The sequence below is a fragment of the Saccharothrix sp. S26 genome, assembly GCF_021390395.1.
Taxonomy (GTDB): domain Bacteria; phylum Actinomycetota; class Actinomycetes; order Mycobacteriales; family Pseudonocardiaceae; genus Actinosynnema.
The window spans coordinates 119,164-139,044 of the sequence record NZ_JAJUWT010000016.1 but is presented as its reverse complement, the minus strand read 5'-3'; the positions used below and the strand labels follow the sequence as shown (position 1 = coordinate 139,044).

The window sequence follows — 19,881 nt, the reverse complement described above, 5'->3', positions numbered from 1 at the left end:
ACCGGCGCGCCGCCCAGGACATTGGGTCGACTCCCGATCGCGCTCCGATCCGCAGCGAGGTGAACGCCCATGGTCCACGTCCGGCCCGCCATCGGGACCGACCGCATCACCAGACCGGGACGGCTGGTCGTCGGCAGCGTGATCGCCGGCGTGCTGCTGTCCGTGCTGTGGTCCTACGAGTTCGTCGACCACGTGATCGGGGCCAACGTGGCCAACGCCCTGCTCGGCCAGGACGCCGCGACCGGCTCGATCGCGGGCACCGCCGCGGGCCTGGTGTTCGCGTTCGTGTCCGGGCTCGCCGGCATGTTCACCGCGTGCAGCATCGCGATGGCCGCGTCGATCGGGCCGATGAGCGAAGCCGGCGGCGCGTCACACGGCACGATGAGGTCCCTGCTGCGCCCCTTGGGCTTCTTCACCGCGGGCATGGTCGGGGTGTCGGCCGCCTACGGCGCGGTCGGCGTGCTCGTCGGGCCGGGGCTGCCGCAGCTGTCAAGCGCGATGCTCGGCACGATGCCGGTGCGGCTGGTGCAGTCGGCGGTCGTGTTCGGCGTGGTCGGCCTGGCGATGGCCTACCTCGGGCTCGCCGCCCTGGGCGTGCTGCCGGACCCGTTCCGGGATCGACCCGTGGCCCGGGTCGTGGTGCTCGGCGCGCTGGTCGGCGCGTTCCTGATCGGCCGGCCGTACCCGATGTTCACCAAGCTGTTCCGCTCCGCCGTGGACTCCGGCAACCCCCTGTTCGGCGCGGGCACGTTCGTGCTCCAGTCCCTCGGCAACGTCCTGCTGGTCGCGGTCGTGTTCGCCGCCGTGGCGCTGGGCACCAAGGGCCGGTTCCCGCGCTGGTTCCGCGCCAACGGCCGCCGCTCCGCCGTGGTCAGCGCGGCGCTGCTCATCGCGCTCGGCGTGTTCCTGCTCGTGTACTGGGACGTGCGCGTCCCGTCGATCTTCGGGATCGGTTGGTTCCGGACCATGCCCTACAACTGACGAGAAGGAGCTGATCGGCGTCGACAACGCCGTGGTCGGCTTCATCGTCCACATGGTCATCCCGGCCATCGCCGGCGCGGGGTTCGGCGTGCTGACCGGCAAGCTCGGCGCCGTGCCGCCGGTCTACGCGGCGTAGCCCGCTCTACGGCGCGGTGCTGTGGGTGCTCGGTGCGCTGATCATCATGCCGCTGCGGCTGAGCGTGACGGCCGACCCCATGATGAGCGAGATGGTGTTCGTGGTCGGCGGCGCGCAGTGGGTCAGCCTGTTCGGCCACGTGGTCGGCTTCGGGCTGACGACGGGCGCCGTGCTGCTCATGCTGCGCGGGCACGCCAAGCAAGCCACAGCGCCCCGTGCACGTCGCACCCCCGTGACGGGGCCGGGCCGTCCACTGCGGGTTCACGCAGTGCGGCCGTTCACCGATCACCCCCCGAGTGGTCGGTGAACAGCTAGCGTGCTCCCATGGCGCACATCGACCTCGGCTTGGACGAGACCCTGCTCCCCGGCATCACCGGGCTGATGAAGTTCCGGCCCGAGACGGCCAAGCCGCTCAACGCGCTGGCGGAAGCCCTGCTGCGCGCGCCGAACTCGCTGCCTGCGGGCGAGCGTGAACTGATCGCGGCGTACGTGTCCGGGTTGAACGAGTGCCGGTTCTGCTGCGACTCGCACTCGGCGTTCGCCGCCGCGCAGCTCGACGAGGGCGTGACCCTGGTCCAGCAGGTGCGGGCGGACCTCGACACCGCGCCGGTCCCGGAGAAGCTGCGGGCGCTGCTGCGGATCGCCGCCGCCGTCCAGGAGTCCGGGCGCAACGTCACCACCGAGCTGGTGGACGGGGCCCGCGCACAGGGTGCCACCGATGTCGAGATCCACGACACGGTGCTGATCGCGGCCGCGTTCTGCATGTTCAACCGGTACGTCGACGGCCTGGGCACGTTCGCGCCCGCCGAGACCGACGGCTATGCCGAGTCCGCGCGGCGGATCGTGGCGCACGGCTACACCGGCTCGGTGTAGTCCTCGGCCCGCCGGTCGCGGGCCGACCGGCGCAGCCGCACCACCGGGTAGGACAGCAACACCAGCGCCACGAACGGCACGCCCACCTGCCACGCCGGGCCGAACGCCTCGGTGAACGCCGTCGCCACCACCACGAGCACCACGTACAGCAGGCTCAGCACCGCCGTGACCGGCGCGCCCGGCAGCCGGACCGGCGACGGCGGCAGGCCGCGGCGGGCGCGCCGGAACGCCAGGTGGCTCACGAAGATCAGCATCCACGCGACCATGCCGCTGATCAGCGCGATGCCGAGCAGCACGGGGAAGGCCGCGTCGGGCGACAGCGCGGCAGCCACCGCCGCGACGGCCAGGCCGCCGGTCGAGGCGAGCACCGCGTTGACCGGGCTGCCCCGGTCGGTCACGGTGGCGAGGCGCTTCGGCGCCCAGCGGTCCAGCGCCAGCGAGTGCACCGCGCGGGAGGCGAGGTAGAGCGTGGTGTTCGCGGCCGACAGCGCGGCCGTGAGCACGACCAGGTTCATCAGGCCCGCCGCCGCCGGCACGCCGACCGACGCGAACAGCGTCACGAACGGGCTCTCCGCCACGCCGTCGACCGCCGCTGCCCGCGTCCACGGCACGATCGCCACGACGATCCCGGTCGCCAGCACGTAGAACAACGCCAGCCGCACCACCACCCGGCGAGCCGCGCGCGGGATGTCACGGCCGGGTTCGCGCGACTCGGCGGCCGTCATCGCCACCGCCTCCACACCGCCGTAGCCGAACGTGGCCACGCTGACCGCCAGCAGCACGCCCACCAGGCCGTTGGGCATGAACCCGCCGTGGTCGGTCCACGCCGACAGCCCGGCCGGGTCCTGCCCCGGCAGCCCGAACACCACGTACAGCCCGCCCAGGACCAGGAAGACGACCAGCGCCGTCACCTTGATCATCGCGAACCAGTACTCGACCTCGCCGAACAGCCGCACGGCCGCGAAGTTGACGCCCAGGATGGCCACCGCGAACAGGCACACCGACGCCCACAACGGCACCTGCGGCCACCAGTACCGCACGTAGAGCCCGGCCGCGACCACCTCGCCGCCGACCGTGATCACCTGCGTCGCCCAGTAGCACCACCGCTGCACGTACCCGACCAGCGGACCGGCGTACCGCGCCCCGACCGCGCCGAACCCGCCAGCCTCCGGGTGCACCACGACCATCTCGGCCACCGCGTACGCCACCGCGGCGGCGGCCAGCGCCCCGACCACGTAGACCAGCACGACCGCGGGCCCGGCCAGGGAGATCGCCAGGCCGGAGCCGAGGAACAGGCCGGTGCCGATGGCCCCGCCGAGCGAGATCATGCCGATCTGGCGGCTGGTCAGCTGCCGGCGCAACCCGCCGTTCGCGTGGTCGGGCAAGGCACCCTCCGAGGTCGCGCGGTCCACGGGCAGCGCGACAGTGCCAGGCGTGCCCGCGCCGCGCCATCACCGCGCGCGCCGCCGATACGGCCGACCGAAGCGGCCGGTCCTCAGTGGACCGGCGCGGTCCGCTCGAACCGGAACGGGGCCAGGGCCTCGTCCCGGTCCTCGCCGAGCACCTCGGCCGCGACCAGGTCGCCCGCGTGCAGGCACAGCGTGGCGCCGCTGTGCGAGACGGCGAAGTGGAAGTTCGGCAGCTCGACCACCCGGCCCAGCACCGGCAGGCCGTCGTCGGGGATGGGCCGCTCGCCCACCCGGACGCTCTCCGCGGTCGCCGCGCGCAGGCCCGGGTAGAGCGCACGGCCGGCCTCGACCACCGCGTCGACGGCCGAGGGGTCGACGCGGGTCTCACCGGTGTCGGACACGTGGACCGCGCCGTCGACCTCCGGGTTGTGCAGCAGCACCCGTCCCCCGCCGTCCGGGCGCAGGTGGACGTGCGGCGCGTGGACCACGCGTGCCACCGAGACGGCGACCGGCGAGGTGTGGACGAGCGCGCCGCGGGTGTTGCGCATCGGCAGCGTCAACCCGGCCAGTTCGGCGATCCGCGCGGCCCGCGGCCCGGCGCAGTCGACCACCGCGTCGGTCGCCAACCGCCGGCCCGAGGCGAGCCGGACCGCGCGCACCGCGCCCGCGTCGACGTCCAGACCGGTCACCGCGTCGTCGCGCACGACCTCCGCACCGGCCGCGACCGCCCGCGACACCAGGTGGGCGATGAGCGGGGTCGGCTCGACCCAGCCCTCGCGCGGGAAGAAGGCGATGCCGTCGGCGGGCAGCGCGGCCGGGTCGAGGTCGGGTTCGAGGTCCAACGCCTCGGCTCGGCTGAGCCACCGCGCCTCGTAGCCGTAGTCGAGGACGGCGGCGACCTTGCGCTCCAGCGCCGCGCGGTCGGTGTCGGTGGCGGCCCACTCCAGGTTGCCGGTCTCGTGGTACCAGTCGCCGTGCGGCACCTCGGCCGCCAGCCGCCGGTGGGCTTGCATGCCCGCGACGTTGAGGTCGTGGTAGTGCCGGGGTTGCTTGCCGCACGAGTTGGTCCAGGAGAACGTCGCGCCGGACGTGCCGCCGCCGGGCGCGCCCGCGTCCACGACGGTGACCCGGGCTCCCCGGCTGGACAACGATGCGGCCACCGCCGCGCCGTAGACCCCCGCGCCGATGACGACCACGTGCGTGACCATGCGACCCGCCTCCCGCCAGCAGTTCTCCTTGGGGCGCTTCAGGTATAACACGCGGTCGCGGCACGTTCGGGTGGTCAGGCGAGCTGGGCGGAAACTTCCGGTCCGGCCTTGACGAGGGCGGTGCCGAACGCCGCGGACGCGACGGCGAACAGCACGATCGGCGGCACGGGCAACGACCACAGCGACAAGCCGAGCGCGACGAGGGAGCAGGCCAGGCCCAGGCCGCTCACCGACCGCGACCGCGTGACCAGGTCGGGCGCGGACCGCGCGACGAGCAGGCACACCAGCCCGCCGAACACCAGCGCCACGGCCATGACCAGCGACATGCCCCGGTCGAGTTCGTAGAGGCTGCGCCGGAGCCCGGCGATCTCGGTGGTGTGCGCCCGCATCGCCGCGACGGCACGCGCCGCCGTCGGCTGTCGGGGCTGCAACGCCACCGCCACCGTGAGGGCCAGGTGACCCACACCGGTCACGACCCACGCCCCCGCGCCGATCCGGAACACGCTCAACGCCCGCTGCGCCATGGTGACCCTCCCCGTTGACCATGCACGACTGTATGGTTCGTCCATACAGCCGTGCATGTCAAAGGGCTCGACGGGCACGCACCTCAGCGGACGGCGGTCAGCTGGTCGATCAGGTGCTTCAACCCGGCACGCCCGCGCTGCCCCCGCACCGAGACCTCCGGGACCACGTCGGTGGCGACGCGCCGCAGTTCGGCCCACCCGAGGTAGGCGGCGTAGGCGACGACCGCCTGCCGACGCGCGACCGCCGGGGTCAGCCCGAGCTCGGCGTACAGCTCGGCCAGGTACGCGATGCGCCGCTCGATCACCCTGGTCAGGACGGGAGCGATCACGGGGTGGTCGGCGTGCGCCACCAGCGCGGGTTCCAGGCCCGGGACGAGCTGCACGCCCAGCGCGGTGCGGAAGCCCTCGCGGAGCTTCTCCTCCGGGTCGTCCAGGGACGCCAGCCGCGTGATGAGGTCCGCGGTGGTCCGCTGCTCCCACAGCTCCACGGCCGCCACCAGCAGCGCGTCGCGGTCCTTGAAGTGCCAGTAGAAGCTGCCGCGCGTGATGCCCAGCTCGCCCGCGAGGCCGTCGACGGACACCGCGGCCACCCCGCCCCGGGCCAGGGCGCGCAGCGCCGCCATCGTCCAGTCCTCGCGTGTGACGCGTCCTCTCGCCATGGCCCGAACAGTAGTGTCCGGACCCGAACCGCCCGTTTCCGCGGTTTCGCCACGGCCGTGAAAAACCCTCGGGCAATTCGCTCGCACGGCGTGGCCGGAATCACACCCGCTAGCATGCGTGAATGAGCGATTCCGGTTTCGCCGCACGCCCGCTGGACTTGGCGTTGCCGGGCGGTTCCACCCCGCTCACCGAGATCAGCCCGCGCACGGCGCATACCCACCCCTTCGAGTTGTTCCGACTGGTGGTGGGACTCGTGGTGGGCCGAGGTGGAATGGTGCTCTTGTCGGGCCCGGTGCGGTGGCGTGAACGCCCCGGCGCGGCGCTGGGGTCGCGACCGGCCGACCTCGCCCACTCGCTCGGCCCGCGGTTCTCGTGCGTGCGCCTCCACGACCTGTTCCGCGGCGAGCACGAGGACTTCGTCACCGTGGACGAGCACGGCCTGCCGGTCTCCCCCGACCGGCGTGCCCAGCGGTCGCCGCGTCAACGACCGCTGGTCATCCGGTTCCCGGAGGACTTCCCGCTGCTGATCGGCGCGCCCGACGCCGTCGCCGCGGTCGCCTCCGCCGCGCCCGTGCCGCCCGAGGTGCACCGGGCCCGTGACACCCACGTCGACTACGCCTCGTTCGACCACCTGTGGCGCGGCCCGGGGCCGGAGGAGCACTTCACCGTCGAGAACCTCCTCCGCGACCGCGACGAGTGGAACACCCTCGTCGAGGCGTGCGAGGTCGGGAAGGCGTTCGGGTCGGCCCACCGGGGATCGGCCCTGGTCGGCGACGCGCCGTCGGCCGACGAGCCGGGGATCGCCCTGGTCGTGCCGCCGACCGCAGCCCAGTGCGCGGCCGACATCGCGCCGCTCCTGCCGACCATGAACCGCGCGCGGTGGCTCGCGTTCCGCGCGGGCTACCTCAGCCGCGGGCCGGACGGCCAGGGCGTGGTCGACCTCATGGAGCACGGTGACGCGTCCGGCTGGGCGCAGGCCGCCAGGGACGGCGACTGGCAGTCGGCGCGCGCCCTGGCCGACGCACAGCTCGCCGACGGCTTCCCGGACCGCCGGGTCGCGCGGGCGTGCGACCTGATCGGCCGCAGGGCCCTGGTCGACCCGCCTGCGATCAGCGCGGACGCGTTGGCGTCGAGCCTCGCGCTGGGCGACCGGGTGGCCACCGGACGGCGACGGCGCTGGTGGCGGGGCTGATCGCGGCGCGGCGTGATAAAGATCGCGGGCACGTTCGGTTCGGCCGGGGTTTCGCATTTCCCGATCAGCGCGAAATGCGATCTCCGGCACCCGGCAAAACGCGGCCGGCGGGCGCGGCGGATATCATGGCCGTGATGCCCCGTGACGCGGAATGTGAAATGTGGCCTCGGTTGCACCCGGTGCGCGCCGGGAGTGATCGCCGATGACGCCTGCCCGGATGCGGAGGGCCGGCACGTCGACGCTCCTGCTGTTCGTGGCGCTCGGCGCGCTGATCGCGGCGTCGTCGGTCATCGTGACGTCGGCGCGCAGCGACCGGACGAGCCAGACCGCGGCCTTGCAACCCACGTCGACGGTGTCCTCACCGTCACCGCCGCCATCACCGTCGTCCACCACGTCCGAACCGCCGCCGCCCCCGGTGGACCCGTGCGCGGAGAAGATCGCCGCGCTGCCGTTGCGGGCGCGGCTCGCGCAGTTGCTGGTCGTCGGCGTCGACCCGCGCGGACCCGCCGACGCGCTGTCCGTCGTGCGCGCCGAGCAGGTGGGCGGGATCTTCATCGGCGGTGACGACGTCGGCCTGCTCAGCGCCGGCGCGCTCGCGCCCGTGCACGCCGCCGCCGCCCTGCCGCTGACGGTCGCCGTGGACGACGAGGGTGGCCGGGTGCAGCGGCTGGACGCGCTCGCCGGCTCGATGCCCAGCGCCCGGCGGATGGCGGCTGACCTGTCCCCCGACCAGGTGCGGGTCGTGGCGCGGGACCGGGGGCAGGTGCTGCGTGAACGTGGCGTCACCACCGACCTCGCGCCGGTGCTGGACACCAGCGGCCAACCCGACCGCACCGTCATCGGCGACCGCTCGTTCAGCCCCGACCCGAACACCGCCCTCGGGTACGCGCTGGCGTTCGCCCAGGGCCTGCACGACGCGGGCGTCACCCCGGTGGTCAAGCACTTCCCCGGTCACGGCAACACGACCGGCGACTCGCACCTGGGCGCGGTCACCTCCCCGCCGCTGGACGCGCTGCTCGGCGCGGACCTGCTCCCGTACCGGCAGCTGCCCCGGTTCGGCCAGGTCGTCGTGATGTTGGGGCACATCGACGTGCCCGGCCTGACCGACGGTGTGCCCGCCACCCTCAGCCCGGCGGCCTACGCGCTGCTGCGCGGCGAGTTCGGCTTCACCGGCCCCGCGATGACCGACGACCTGGGCGCGATGCGCGCCGTGACGGACCGGGTCGGCCTGCCGGACGCCGTCACGCAGGCGCTCGCGGCCGGCGCGGACATCGCGCTGTGGTCGTCGGGCGGCCGGGTGTCGGAGGTGCTGACGCACCTGGAGGGCGCGGTGGCCTCGGGCGTGCTGCCGACGGCCCGGGTGGACGAGGCGATCCACCGGGTGCTGACCGCCAAGCAGGTGTGCTGAGCCGGTGTGCTCGGTCACCGCCCGCGAGGTCGGTGGGAGCGCCTCATATGCTGGCTGTGACGTTCCAGCAGGGAGGCACCGGCAGTGCGATACGTGGCCATCGGCGACAGCTTCACCGAAGGGGTGGGCGACGAGCGCCCCGACGGCACGCCCAGGGGGTGGGCCGACCTGGTGGCGCAGGGGCTCGCCGTCGCGCTCGGCGAGACCGTCCACTACGCCAACCTGGCCGTCCGGGGTCGCCTGCTGGAGCCCATCGCCACGGGCCAGCTCGACGCCGCGCTCGCCCTCTCGCCGTCGCCGACGATGCTGACCCTCAACGGCGGCGGCAACGACATGATGCGGCCCGGGATCGACCTGGGTCGGCTGGTGGAGCTGACCGAGCGTGCCGTCCGGCGTTGCGTGGCGTCCGGGGTGCGGTTGGTGCTGCTCAGCGGCGCCGACCCGTCCCAGCGGCTGCCGTTCGGCCGCACCATCCACCGCCGCGGCGAGATCTTGACCGCGGCGATCGCGGAACTGGCCGCCCGGCACGACGTCCTGTTCGTGGACGCGTTCAACGACGTCGAAGTCCGCCGCGCCGAGTACTGGTCACCGGACCGGCTGCACCTCAACGCCGCCGGCCACCAACGGGTCGCGTCCCTGGTCCTCAAGGCCCTCGGGCACACCACCGAGGCACACGCCGTCGACCCGTCGCCGGCCGCCCGCCGCAGCCTGCTCGCCGAAACCCGCTACTACCGCGAGCACGTCCTGCCCTGGGTGAACCGCCGGATCCGGGGCATCTCCTCGGGCGACGACGCGACCGGCAAGCACCCGACCTGGATCCCCGTCGAAGCCCGGCCGCGCGTCTGACCTCCAGTCGCGCAGGAGCCGGTTACCGAGGACAGTCAGCCGCTGGGCCGGCCTGGCCGAGTCGACGGCGCACCAACTGCTGAACGGCAGCCTGACCCCAGACCCTGAGATTGCAGGAACCAGTCGCCGACCTGCCATGTCGATCGACCGTAGCAGCGACCGCAACGCTAGGGACGGGACGCGCCGGGCACGCTCCAGACCCACTCCTGGTACGACGCCACGCGGGTGTAGATGCCGCCGTCGCCGCACGGGCGCAGGGATGACGCCGTGGCACGGGAGGTCGCGCCGGCGAGCAGCCACTGGCCGTCCGACTGGACGTACGCGGGACCGCCGCTGTCGCCGTTGCAGCTGTCGCGGTCCAGGAAGGGGGCGCCCGCGACGAACTCCGTGGCCGCGTCCGCGCCGTAACGGGGGTGGTCGCCGGCGATCGGCACGTCCACCATGCGCCGGCGCCCGTAGCCGCCGCTGCTGTGCACGTCGGTGTTGCCGTAGCCCGCGAGCCGCACGAACGCGGCGGCGGCGACCTGGTCGCGGGTGGCGATCGGGCGGGGCGCGGTCGAGGCGGGGCGTTCGAGCACCAGCACGGCGAGGTCGCAGGTCGGCTTGGGCGGGCGGTAGTCGGGGTGGGCGAGCGCGGTCCGGACGCGGATCACCTCGCCGTCCTCGGGGAACTCGACGTCCTTGCCGAGGAACACGCGGGCCGCGCACCCGCCCTCCACGCAGTGCCCGGCGGTGACGACGACGTTCGGCGAGACCAACGTGCCCGAGCAGCACCACACGTTGGGGCTGCCCACGGCGACGCACTCGGGGAAGTCGGCCGTGGGCACGCCGCCGATGATGCGGGCTCGGTCGCCGACCAGGGCACGCATGTTGGCCAGGTACACCGGGTCGGTGTAGATGCTGTCGGTCGGGGGTTCGGTGCCGACGGCGGACCTGGTCAGGGGTGACACGCCCCGGCGCAGCAGGGTGCGGGCGAGCCGGTAGCCGTCCGCGCCGTCGCCGGTGAGGAAGCCGTCGACCTGGTTGGCGAAGGCGTGGTACACCAGCGCGAACCGCTGTTCGTCGTCGCCCGCGACCACGCGGGCGAGGTGTTCGACGGCGGCCATGGGGTCCTGCGGTCGTTCGGTCGTGGTGGTCATCGTGGGTCTCCCGCAATCATCTCGTCCATCAGGTCGTAGAGCGCCGCGCCGGCGGCCCGGTCGTCCACCACCGGTCCCGCCTCGCCGTCGTCGGCGCGTGAGCTGTCCCCGACCGCCTTCACGACCTTGTCGAGGACCAGGTCCCCGGCGTTGACCTCGCCGGGCGGCGGCGGGGCGAACACGGCGGGCCGCCGGTCGAACGCCAGCCGCGCCGCCGCGATCAGGCAGCGCACGTCGCTGGTCTCCGGCCGCTGGTGGTCCAGCAGCCCGTCGGCGGCGGTGACGGCGTTGGCCTGCTGCGCGGCGGTGAACGTGATCACCTCGCGCAACGGCCGGTCGCCGAGCCCCGGGTACCGCCCGTCGAGCAGCGCGGTCGTCATGGGGTCGATGTCGTCCTCGTACGGTCCGCAGGCCGGCCGCGCCGCCGGGAAACCGGTCTCCGCCAACGCCTTCGCGGTCACCGCGAGCCGCACGGCCGCCGGCGGGTGCACGAGCACCGGCCCGTCCAGCTCGGCCTCCATCCGGGCCTGGTCCACGACGAGCAGGTCCGCCAGCGCCGCGGCGAACGCAGGCCCTGCGGCGAGCACCCCGTACAGGTCGGCGAAGACCTCGGGCAGCCACGTGTCCCAGGCGTCACGCCGGACCTCGGGCATGGTGCGGAACACCGGCCGGGTCAACGCGCGGACCGTGCCGAGCAGGCCGAAGTCGCGTTCCACCGCGTGGCCGACCTCGTGCGCGACCACCGCCACGTCGGGCAGGTGCACGAGCTGGTACCAGGGCAGGCCGATGACCGGGATCGGCAGCTTCGTCACCACGTTCAGGAAGTCCACGGTGTTCAACGCGTCCGGGACCTCCTCGACCGCGAACGGCGTCTCGCGCAGGTGCGTGAACGGGCTGAACTCGCCGCTGAGGTGCACCAGCGGCGCTTCCCGGTCGCTGGCCGCCGCCGCGGGCGCGTAGCAGAGCCAGGCGAACTCGTCCACGGCGGTGAGGAACGGCCGGTACCACTCGACGTACCGCAGGTTCAGCTTGGAGCGGTAGAAGTCCCACAGCCGGTGGACCTCGAGCATCCGCAGCTGGAGCCGCCGGCACTCCCGCAGCACGTCGTCGCCGGCGACCGCGTCGAGTTCCGCGGCGATCCGCGCCACCACGCCGCCGAGCCGGTCGGTGAGCCGCACCACCTGGGTGTGGTGCTTGCGCAGCGGCCGGCCGGGTTCGGTCTCGGCGCGCCACCGGGCGAAGTCCGCGTCGATGCCCGCGAGCTTGTGCCTGAGCTCGGCGACCTTGCGGTCAACGGTGGTCACGGCCGTCCTCCCGGGTGGGCACGAGCCGCAGCCACGGCAGGTGCGTGTGCAGGGCCACCCCCGCCGACGGCAGCACGCGGTCCAGCCCGGTGGCGTGCCGCGCGGGCGCACGCAGCCCGGCGGCCACCTCGCCCAGCGACCGGCCCGCGGCGATGGCGGAGATCATGGCGTCGCACAGCTCGTACCCGCCGTCGCCGGCCAGACCGGTGCCGAGCACGCCCGCGCAACGGCCCAGGGCGAACAGGTCGCCCGCGAACGCGTTGCGCAGCATCAGGTAGGAGATCGCGTCCTCCGAGCCCCACGGCCGGTTCACGTCCAGCACGACGAGGGGCCGGAACTCGTCGCGCGGCACGGCGGCGAGCACCCGGTTGAGCGCGGTCACCGGGATCTCCTCGGCCGTCGGCGTGGCGCTGAACGCCTCCGTCGCCCAACCGCCCGCCAGGAACGTGAGCGCGACGCCGCCGCCCGACTCGCGCAGCCCGCCCGCCAGGTGCACCACCGCCGGCGCTCGTCCACTGTGGACGGAACGGGCCACCGCGCCGGTGAGCCGGTCCAGCGTGGGGTTCTCGACCGACTCGACGTCGAACCCGTGGCTGCCGTACACCCGTTCCAGGTCGACGCCCGAGTTCAGGTGCCCGCGGGCGGAGTTGAGCTGGAGCGACCCGCTCGGCTGGGCCAGGACCACCAGCGGCTTCGCGGGCTCGGCGAGGTCGCGCTGCACCCGGTCGAGCAGGTCCGCGCCGAGGTCGGCGTCCGGGGTGAGCCCGCGCGCCCGCTGGTAGCGCGACAACGCCTCTCTCGTGCGCGGGCCGAGGTCGCCGTCGGCCGCCAGCCCCGCGTCGATCACCCGGTTGAGCCCGACCTGGACGAACCTGATCTCGTCGCGGTAGGCGACCTCCCGCGACACCGCCCGGTAGAACGTGGCCACCGCCCGGTCGAGCACGACCAGTCGCCGCGTGTCCGGCCGCAACGCCAGCTCCCACGGCACCGGGCTGAGCCTGCGGTCCTCCACGTCGCACCGCAGGTCGAACGGGCCGGTCGCACCGAGCCCGCGCAGCGCCGGTTCCGGCAGCAGCAGCGACCCGAGCCCGGCGCACGTCGCCTGCCAGTCCTCGCGCAGCCGTTCGGCGAGCGGCTCGGAGCCGACCCGGCCGCGGCCCGCGCCGAGGATCGCGTCCACCAGGGCGTGGTCGTGGCGGGCGGTGGCGTCCACGTCCGGCGGGACGGACGTCAGCACGTGCAGCTCCCGGTCCGCCACGGCCAGCCGCACGCGTCCGCGCGTGGTCTTCAACGTCGTGCTGATCTGCCCGCGGGTGAACCGCGACGCGACCGCCGCCCGACGCGTGTCACCGAGCACGGCGAAGGTGGCGCCGGCGCGGACCAGCTCCGGTTCGTGCTCGCGGCTGGACCGCTCGGCGACCACGCCGCGGGCGCGGTGCAGCCGCGCGTGCCACTGGGTCTCCCGCTCGCCGGCGGCGTCGAGCAGCGGGGCCGCCCGGCCAAGCAGCGCGTCGGCCTCGTCCACCCCGTTCCGCGCGATCAGCGCCTCGGCCCGTTCGACCAGGAAGGCCGCGCACAGCATCGGGTGCCCGGCGAACTCGGCCAGGAACGGCTCGACGTCGACCCGCGCCGGGTGTCCCAGGCGGTCCGCGGCCCGCGACCACTCCCGCAGCCGGAACCACGAGCCCCCGGCGGGACGGGCGTCGGCCAGCTTCCGTGCCGCCGCCGCCCGGTCGCCGACGAGCCGGTCCACCTCGGCCAGCGTCAGGTCCGACCGGGCGTGGTCCCCGGCCCGCGGTCGGTCGGCCGCCCGCCGCACCAGCGGCTCGACCTCGCGCCACGCGTCACGCCCGGCCTGGTCGTGCGGCTCGGGCACGCGGCGCAGCTCCTCCAGCACGACCACGCGGGCCGACTCGGGCGTGATCTCCGCCAGCTGGGTGATCAGCTCGTCCAGCAGCCACCCGAACCCGTCGGGCAGGTCGATGGCCAGCCCTTCCACGGCGGCGCGCGCCACCAGGCACGGCGGGTGCGACCGGCGGCGCAGCTCGTGCAGCACGGCGGTGACCGCGTCCAGCGCCTCGTGCGGCCGTGCGGCCAGGCCCAGCAGCTCCACGCGGGCCAGCTCGGCCCGGCACCACGCGTCGCCGCCCCGCGCGGTCAGCTCGGCGGCCTCGGCCAGGTGGTGCTCGGCCAGGGTGAGGTTGCCGACCTCCCGCATGAGCAGCACGGCGGCGTGCGTGTGGCAGCGGGCGACGGCGGCCCGATCGCCCTCGCGGTGCCACCGCGACCGTGCGGCCTCCAACTCGTGCAATGCGTTCCCGTAGTGCCCGACCATGCCCTCGGCGATGCCGGCCAGCTCGCGCCCGAGCGCGGTGCCAGCGCTGTCGTGGGCGGCGCGCACGGCCCGGTGGGCGAGGTCCAGCGCGTGCAGCGGCCTGCGTGCGGCCGACTCGACCTTCGCGCCGGCGGCCAGGCCCTCCCAGTCCCCGTCGTGCCCGGCGACGCGCCGCGCGTGGTAGGCGGCCCACTCCACCCGGTCCACCGCGAGACCCAGCTCGACCGCGAGCAGCCCGCAACGCCGCTGCTGCTCGTCGTCGAGCGGTCCGCCGCGCCGGGTGGCCACCAGCTCGCGGATCGCCTCGTCCACGCGCCCGAAGTGGCGGTGCGCCCTCACCACCCGCAGCCGGATCGGCGGCTCCCACCGGTGCGAGCCGACCCGGACGGCGGCCTCCGCCGCGCGGCGGTACTCGTCGGGGGCGTGCCGGTCGCCGAGCAGCATCAGCACGTCGCCGAGCAGGACCCGCAGCCGCACCTCGTCCTTGGTGCCCACCGAGTCCGGCAGCGCGTCCTCCAGCTCCGCCTGCGCGGTGGCCGCGTCGCCCGACTTCAACGCGAGCGCGGCGCGCACGTACGCGAGCCGCCAGTCCGGCACGACGTCCACGCCCGGCTCCGCGCGGTCGCGCACGACGGCGGCGAAGTTCTCCTCGGCCCGGCTCCACAGCTGGTCCGCCGCTTCGACGCCGTCGACCCTGGCCACCTGCGTGAGCGCCGCCGCCAGCTCGTAGCGGGCCTCGACCACGGTCGCCCGGGTGACGATCGGCGTGCGCCCGTCCCACGGCAGCGGGTCGCCGTCGGCGTCGACGTAGTCGGATCCCAGCACCTCCTCGGCCAACGCCGCCCGCCGACGCGCCTCGCCCAGCTCGACCCTGTCCAGCGCCGCGCGCCAGTAGTCCACCGCGGTCGGGCCTTCCAGCCGGAACCGGTGGTAGACCGCCTCCCGCGTCCACCGGTCCCACCGGTCGGGGTCGGTCTCCGCCTTGTGCTCGAAGAACGCCACCGCGTCGGCGTGCAGCCGGTCGTGCACGGGGTGCGGCCGGACCAGGCGGCGCATCGGCTCGGCGACGGCCGGCGCGAACCGCAGCGAGTCCGGCTCGCCGGGCACCGGCACGACCCACGACGTGGTCCCCGCGAACCGCGTCAACCGCGTCCACAGCCGCTCCACGTCCACGTCGGCGACCGCCGGGAACAGCGACGCCGACTCACCGCCCGGCACCGCGTCCACGCCCGGGTCGTCGAGGTCGAGCCGGCCGGCCGCGGCGGTGCGCAGGAGCGGTTGCACCACCGCGCGCACGAAGTCGAGGCTCAACGTCCGCGGCACCATCCCGTACCGCAGCAGCCACCGCAGCCCCGGGTCGTCGATGGGCCGCAGGACCTGGAGCACGAGCGCGGTCAGGTCCGCCCGGTACTCGCGGATCGCGGCCGCGGTGATGTCGGGCCGCTGCTGCACCAGGTCGGCCAGGCGCGCGAGCACCACCGGCTCTCCCCCGGCCTTGGCCACGATCGCCTGCCGCAGGTCGGGTCGGGCGATGCGGCGCAGGTCGGCCAGGTAGCGCAGGGCGTCCTGGTCGTGGAACGGGGCCAGCCGCCGGTCCACCGCTGGTGGCAGCACCGGACCGGTGAGCGGGTGGCGGCCGGCCAGCACGAACCGCACCGCCGGGCAGTCGTGGTGCAGTCGGAACAACTGCCGGAGCAGGCCGTCCAGCTCCTCGCGCGGCCGGTTCGAGTACACCCTGTCCAACGCGTCGAGCACCATCACCGCGGGTCGGCCCGCCGTCGCCTCGTTGAGCGTCCGCACGAAGTCCCGCGTCACGCCGGGGCCCAGCCGGTCGCGCTCGTCACGCAGGCGCCTGCTCGCCGCGGCCGCCCGGCTCGGGTCGGCGACCTCGCGGCGCGACAACAGGCCCGTCCACGCGTACCGCTCCAGGAACTCGGTGAACGGTGCCGCGGCCAACTGCTGGTCGAGCTGCGCCGCGGCCTCCACCAGCAGCAGCCACGGGTAGCGCGCCACGTTGACCGGGTCCAGCACGTCGAAGTCGCCCAGCGCGCACGGCACCCGCCTCGGCACCAGCACCCGCGACACCAGCCAGCGCAGCTCCATCGTCTTGCCGCGCCCCGACGGCCCGTGCAGCATCACCAGCCGCGGCCCGCGGCCCCGGATCAGCCGCTGGTAGGTCGCCTTGGTCCCGGCCGTCTCCAGGAACGTGGCCGACTGCAGGTACTCCGTGGACCACAGCCCGCGCGTGCGCAGGTAGGCGGCCCGGTCGTGGCGCAGCGCGCTCAGCTCGGGGCCGATCAGCCGCACCCGGTCCGCGGCGCTGAGCACGTCGATCAGCTCCTGGCACAGCGCCAGGTCGTGCCGGTGGTCGGCCTTGGCGTACAGGCGGACGAACAGCTCGGCGGCGGCGCGGTGGTCCAGGAGCACCAGCTGTTCGAGCAGGTCGACGGGCTTGTGCGCGGCGCGGTAGTGGCGGGCCAGGCGGCCGACCAGCGCACGCAGGTCGTCGGGCACGGACCGCGGGTCCACGCCGTCGGGCCACCAGCCGTTCCAGTAGCGGGACCGGGCGCTGGGCCGCAGCCGGTGCGCCTCCCGCGTGCCCGGCACCGGCTCGACCTCCGGCGCGGTGACGACCGCGTCGAACGGCGGCGCGCCGTCCACCCCGGCGACGAGCACCTTCTCGTACAGCTCGCGGTCGAACGAGCGGACCGCGGCGCACCGCCGCAGCACGTCCCACTGCTCGGCCGGCCGCAGCGACGCCAGCACGGCGTCCAGGGAGTCACCCCGGGCGAGCCGGCGCAGCAGCTCGGCGTCGATCGGCTTCATCCCATCCGCCTCACGATGTTCTCCAGGTCGCCGAGCACGGCCGGGCTCCACTTGCCGGTGGCCACGCCCGCGCCGATGGCCTCGATCAGTTGCAGGTGCGGGCCGCGGATCGAGCGGCCCACCGCCAGCACCACGTCCTCGGCCAGCGCGGGGAACTCCTCGGCCTCGATGCGGTCGAGGTCGACCCGCGTGCCGCCGCCCCGTTCCGGCCAGTGCGTGGCGATCTGCTCGTTCGTCATCACGACCACCAGGCTCAGGTTGCGCACCTCGCCGTCGGCGATGTGCCGGATCAGGTGGTCGTACAGCTGCTGCCGGAACGCCGAGTCCAGCACGTTGCCGACGTGGTCGAACACCAGCAGCAGCGGCTCGGGCTGCGCGGCGCGACCCAGGCACGCCCGGAACGACTCGAACGTCGCCGCCACGTGGTGGGAGGTGCCGCCGGTCATCCGCGGCCACCGCGCCGGCTCCGGCGTCGGCACCGGCGGGTCCGGCGGCAGCCTGCCCTCGGCGAGGTGGACCACGTCGTGGTTGAACCGGTCGAACGCCGACGCCACGCCCTCCGGCGGGTTCGGCAGGTCCTCGGCGACGTCCCGGATCGCGTACAGCACCTCCAAGAAGTCGAACCGCGCCGGCCGGTCGCCGAGCAGGTCGACCCGGCTGGGGCGGTCGAAGCTGACGTACTTCACCCGCCTGCCCCGCACCGCGCACCGCCGCCGCAGCCAGTTCAACAGCCGCGTCTTGCCCACCTGCGACTCGCCCACCACCAGCAGCAGCGGTTCCAGCGGCTCGCCCGCGCCCGGGTCGACGCCCTTGAGCAGCTTGTGCCGCTCGTGGACGCGGTTGACGAACGCGCCAACCTCGTTCTCGAACTGCTGCTCGATGCGGACCGCACGCGCGCCGGTCGCGGACAGGTCCGGCAGCACGTCGTCGGGCCGGACCCGCGAGGTGAGGCTCGGCAGGATCCAGTCCCGGGCACCATCCGACACCCCGCTGTGCTGGTAGACGGCGTCCCGTGCCTTCGCCACCGCCCGGTCGACCGGGTCGTTGTCCAGCAGGGCCCGGTACAGCTCGCCGCCGAACAGCGCCGCCGCCGTGCCGCGGATGTCGCCCTGCATGCCGATGACGGCCGCCGCGCCGCTGTCGAGGAACACGTCCGTCAGCGCGACCGAGTCCGCCGTCTCCCCGGAACGGCAGGCGTTGAGGATCGCCAGGCGCGGCGCGGGACGGCTGAGCACGTCCGCGATGTAGTTGGGGGTGAGCAGCCACGTGTCCCGGCCGCGCGGGGCGATCCGCAACGCCACCTGACCGGTGCTCGCCTTGCGCGTGCCGTGCCCGATGAAGTGCAGCACGTGCGGCTTCACCCGTTCGTAGGCCGCGTTGAGGTCGGATTCGGTGGGCCGGGACAGGAACTCCGCCTCGATCCGCCCCGGCGCGCCGCCGACCACCCTCTTGATCTCCCGGATCTCGTCACGCGCGCCGATGCTCTCGTCGTCGTCGCCGCGCACGACCAGCACCCGGATCGGCAGCGAGTCGGCGACCGGGTCGTCCACCGGCACGCGCCGGTGCACCCGGACGACGGGGTGGTCGGGCTGGGTGAACAGCGCCCTGGCGCACCGGACCGATTCCCACGGCAGGCGGCGCAGGCCGGGGGCCAGGCACAGGAACGTGCGCTCGACGCCGGGCCGCGACCAGTGCTCGCGCACCCCGGGCGGCAGCAGCAGCCGGCCGAGGTGCTGCCCGACCTCGGTGAACGCCTGCGACTCCTCGTTCGCGTGCAGGAAACCCACGACCGCGTCCGCCACGGTGGCCGACCTGACCAGCGGCGCGGGCAGTGCGCCCAGGTCGAGGTCGACGGGCACCGTCTGCGTCGCCGTCGGCTCCGGCGGCCAGACGCCGTCGTCACCGAGGTACAGGTCGACCCGGTAATCGGCGTCCCGACCGCTTTGCGTGATCTCGATCAACGCGTCCACAGGGGTTCACCCACTCGTTTCGGACACGGCTCCCTCCCCGCGGGCCGCTTACCCATGAGGTCGCCGGTCCACCAGGTGGAGTTACGACCAATCACCCGATCGCGTTAACGGATCCCGCCGACACGAGCAGTGCGTAGTCACTCACCCACGTGACGCGACCACCTCGAACGCCCGCTCCACCTACCCTCCACTGTGGATGCACAAGCACGTCGAACCGTCCTCAAAGGACTTGGGCGCTTGCGATTCCCATTGGGCCGGCGGGAGATTCCACACGCCCTGTCAACTCCCGTCGCTAGCCCGCAGTAATCGGGACTGACGGCGTGATCTTCCTGTGCCGCTCGCCCGTTGGTACGCTGAGGTGCCCCAGCCCACCCGGAGGCGCGCCATGACGGTCTACTCCGAGTTGTCCGCGGCGATCGGGCGGCGCGACGGCGAGGCGATCACCGAGTGGGCCCGCGGCCTGTTGGACGGGATCGCCGCCGGCGCGCTCGCGACCACCGTGGTGAGCCACCCCCTCGGTTTCCTGTGCGTCCCGGCGCACCGCTCCGGCGACGAAGGCGTGTGCCTGCACCTGTGGGGCCCGCAGTGGCGGCGCGCCGCGCTCACCACCTCGCCCACGCACTGCCACAGCTGGGACCTCGTCAGCTGGGTACTCGCCGGCGTGCTGCGCAACCAGACCGTGCGGCTGGTGGACGAGGCCGACGCGCCGACGCACCAGGTCTTCGAGGTCCGCAGCTCGCCCGACGGCGACGTGCTGCACCCGACCGGTCGGCTGGTCCGGGCCGAGGTCGAGGCCGTCACCACGCACCGCGCCGGCGAGGGCTACACCCAGCGGGCGGGCGTGTTCCACCAGACGCTCGTGCCCGACCCGCAAGGGCTGGTCGCCACGGTCGCGCTGGGCCTGACCCGGCCCGGCGGCACCGATCTCTCCCTCGGGGGTCTGGACACCGGGGCCCACCGCACGCGCCGGGAGTCGTGCCCGCCCGAGGTCGCCGCGCAGGTGGTGCGGGCGGCGCGGGCCGCGATCGGCGGCACGCGCGTGGCGGAGTCCGCCGGCGCGGGCGAGTGAC

15 protein-coding genes are annotated in these 19,881 nt (G+C 74.3%); 7 read left to right on the top strand and 8 right to left on the bottom strand.

Annotation, left to right across the window (positions count from 1 at the left end; all coding sequences use genetic code 11):
* The first annotated feature begins 69 nt into the window (after positions 1–69).
* From LZG04_RS25750 to LZG04_RS25740, 3 genes are all read left to right on the top strand, one after another.
* Positions 70–981 carry a hypothetical protein gene (locus LZG04_RS25750; protein WP_233821310.1) on the top strand — a complete coding sequence of 304 codons (912 nt, stop codon included), beginning with the start codon at positions 70–72 and terminating at the stop codon, positions 979–981.
* 161 nt (positions 982–1,142) lie between these two features.
* Positions 1,143–1,424, top strand: coding sequence for a hypothetical protein (locus tag LZG04_RS25745; protein ID WP_233821308.1), 282 nt, complete (start codon positions 1,143–1,145; stop codon positions 1,422–1,424).
* A gap of 17 nt (positions 1,425–1,441) precedes the next feature.
* Positions 1,442–1,990 (top strand): carboxymuconolactone decarboxylase family protein, encoded by a 549-nt coding sequence (locus LZG04_RS25740; protein WP_233821306.1) that lies wholly within the window; start codon positions 1,442–1,444, stop codon positions 1,988–1,990.
* On the opposite strand, the gene LZG04_RS25735 is transcribed toward LZG04_RS25740, so the two are convergent.
* The 4 genes from LZG04_RS25735 to LZG04_RS25720 all read right to left on the bottom strand — a co-directional run bounded on the left by LZG04_RS25735 (position 1,972) and on the right by LZG04_RS25720 (position 5,790).
* Entirely contained in the window at positions 1,972–3,375 is a 1,404-nt protein-coding gene (locus LZG04_RS25735) for an amino acid permease (protein WP_233821303.1), read from the bottom strand. The two genes, LZG04_RS25740 and LZG04_RS25735, sit on opposite strands and share 19 nt — an antisense overlap.
* Positions 3,376–3,485: 110 nt before the next feature.
* On the bottom strand, positions 3,486–4,658 hold the full coding sequence (locus tag LZG04_RS25730; protein WP_233821275.1) for an FAD-binding oxidoreductase: 1,173 nt from the start codon (positions 4,656–4,658) through the stop codon (positions 3,486–3,488).
* A 23-nt stretch (positions 4,659–4,681) separates the two neighbouring features.
* Positions 4,682–5,131 (bottom strand): hypothetical protein, encoded by a 450-nt coding sequence (locus LZG04_RS25725; RefSeq protein WP_233821249.1) that lies wholly within the window; start codon positions 5,129–5,131, stop codon positions 4,682–4,684.
* A gap of 83 nt (positions 5,132–5,214) precedes the next feature.
* Entirely contained in the window at positions 5,215–5,790 is a 576-nt protein-coding gene (locus LZG04_RS25720; protein ID WP_233821247.1) for a TetR/AcrR family transcriptional regulator, read from the bottom strand.
* A 122-nt stretch (positions 5,791–5,912) separates the two neighbouring features.
* Between LZG04_RS25720 and LZG04_RS25715 the strand changes: the two genes are divergently transcribed.
* The 3 genes from LZG04_RS25715 (at position 5,913) to LZG04_RS25705 (ending at position 9,237) form a co-directional block, all read left to right on the top strand.
* Positions 5,913–6,983 (top strand): hypothetical protein, encoded by a 1,071-nt coding sequence (locus LZG04_RS25715; protein ID WP_233821245.1) that lies wholly within the window; start codon positions 5,913–5,915, stop codon positions 6,981–6,983.
* Positions 6,984–7,185: 202 nt separating this feature from the next.
* The gene (locus LZG04_RS25710; protein WP_233821235.1) at positions 7,186–8,391 is read left to right on the top strand and encodes a glycoside hydrolase family 3 N-terminal domain-containing protein; all 1,206 of its coding nucleotides are present in this window, start codon (positions 7,186–7,188) and stop codon (positions 8,389–8,391) included.
* An 84-nt stretch (positions 8,392–8,475) separates the two neighbouring features.
* Positions 8,476–9,237: an SGNH/GDSL hydrolase family protein gene (locus LZG04_RS25705; protein ID WP_233821227.1), complete on the top strand. Its 762-nt coding sequence runs from the start codon at positions 8,476–8,478 to the stop codon at positions 9,235–9,237.
* Between the two features lie 167 nt (positions 9,238–9,404).
* On the opposite strand, the gene LZG04_RS25700 is transcribed toward LZG04_RS25705, so the two are convergent.
* The 4 genes from LZG04_RS25700 to LZG04_RS25685 are packed head-to-tail and all read right to left on the bottom strand — an operon-like array spanning position 9,405 to position 18,811.
* On the bottom strand, positions 9,405–10,376 hold the full coding sequence (locus LZG04_RS25700; RefSeq protein ID WP_233821225.1) for a trypsin-like serine protease: 972 nt from the start codon (positions 10,374–10,376) through the stop codon (positions 9,405–9,407).
* The gene (locus tag LZG04_RS25695; RefSeq protein ID WP_233821223.1) at positions 10,373–11,680 is read right to left on the bottom strand and encodes a hypothetical protein; all 1,308 of its coding nucleotides are present in this window, start codon (positions 11,678–11,680) and stop codon (positions 10,373–10,375) included. Before LZG04_RS25695 ends, LZG04_RS25700 begins: the two co-directional genes overlap by 4 nt.
* On the bottom strand, positions 11,667–16,841 hold the full coding sequence (locus LZG04_RS25690) for a peptidoglycan-binding domain-containing protein (protein WP_233821221.1): 5,175 nt from the start codon (positions 16,839–16,841) through the stop codon (positions 11,667–11,669). The genes LZG04_RS25695 and LZG04_RS25690 overlap by 14 nt, the downstream gene beginning before the upstream one ends.
* Positions 16,838–18,811, bottom strand: coding sequence for a CHAT domain-containing protein (locus LZG04_RS25685; RefSeq protein ID WP_233821219.1), 1,974 nt, complete (start codon positions 18,809–18,811; stop codon positions 16,838–16,840). The genes LZG04_RS25690 and LZG04_RS25685 overlap by 4 nt, the downstream gene beginning before the upstream one ends.
* A 385-nt stretch (positions 18,812–19,196) precedes the next feature.
* Between LZG04_RS25685 and LZG04_RS25680 the strand changes: the two genes are divergently transcribed.
* Positions 19,197–19,880, top strand: a complete 684-nt coding sequence (locus LZG04_RS25680) for a hypothetical protein (RefSeq protein WP_233821217.1) — start codon at positions 19,197–19,199, stop codon at positions 19,878–19,880.
* Position 19,881 lies beyond the last annotated feature (1 nt).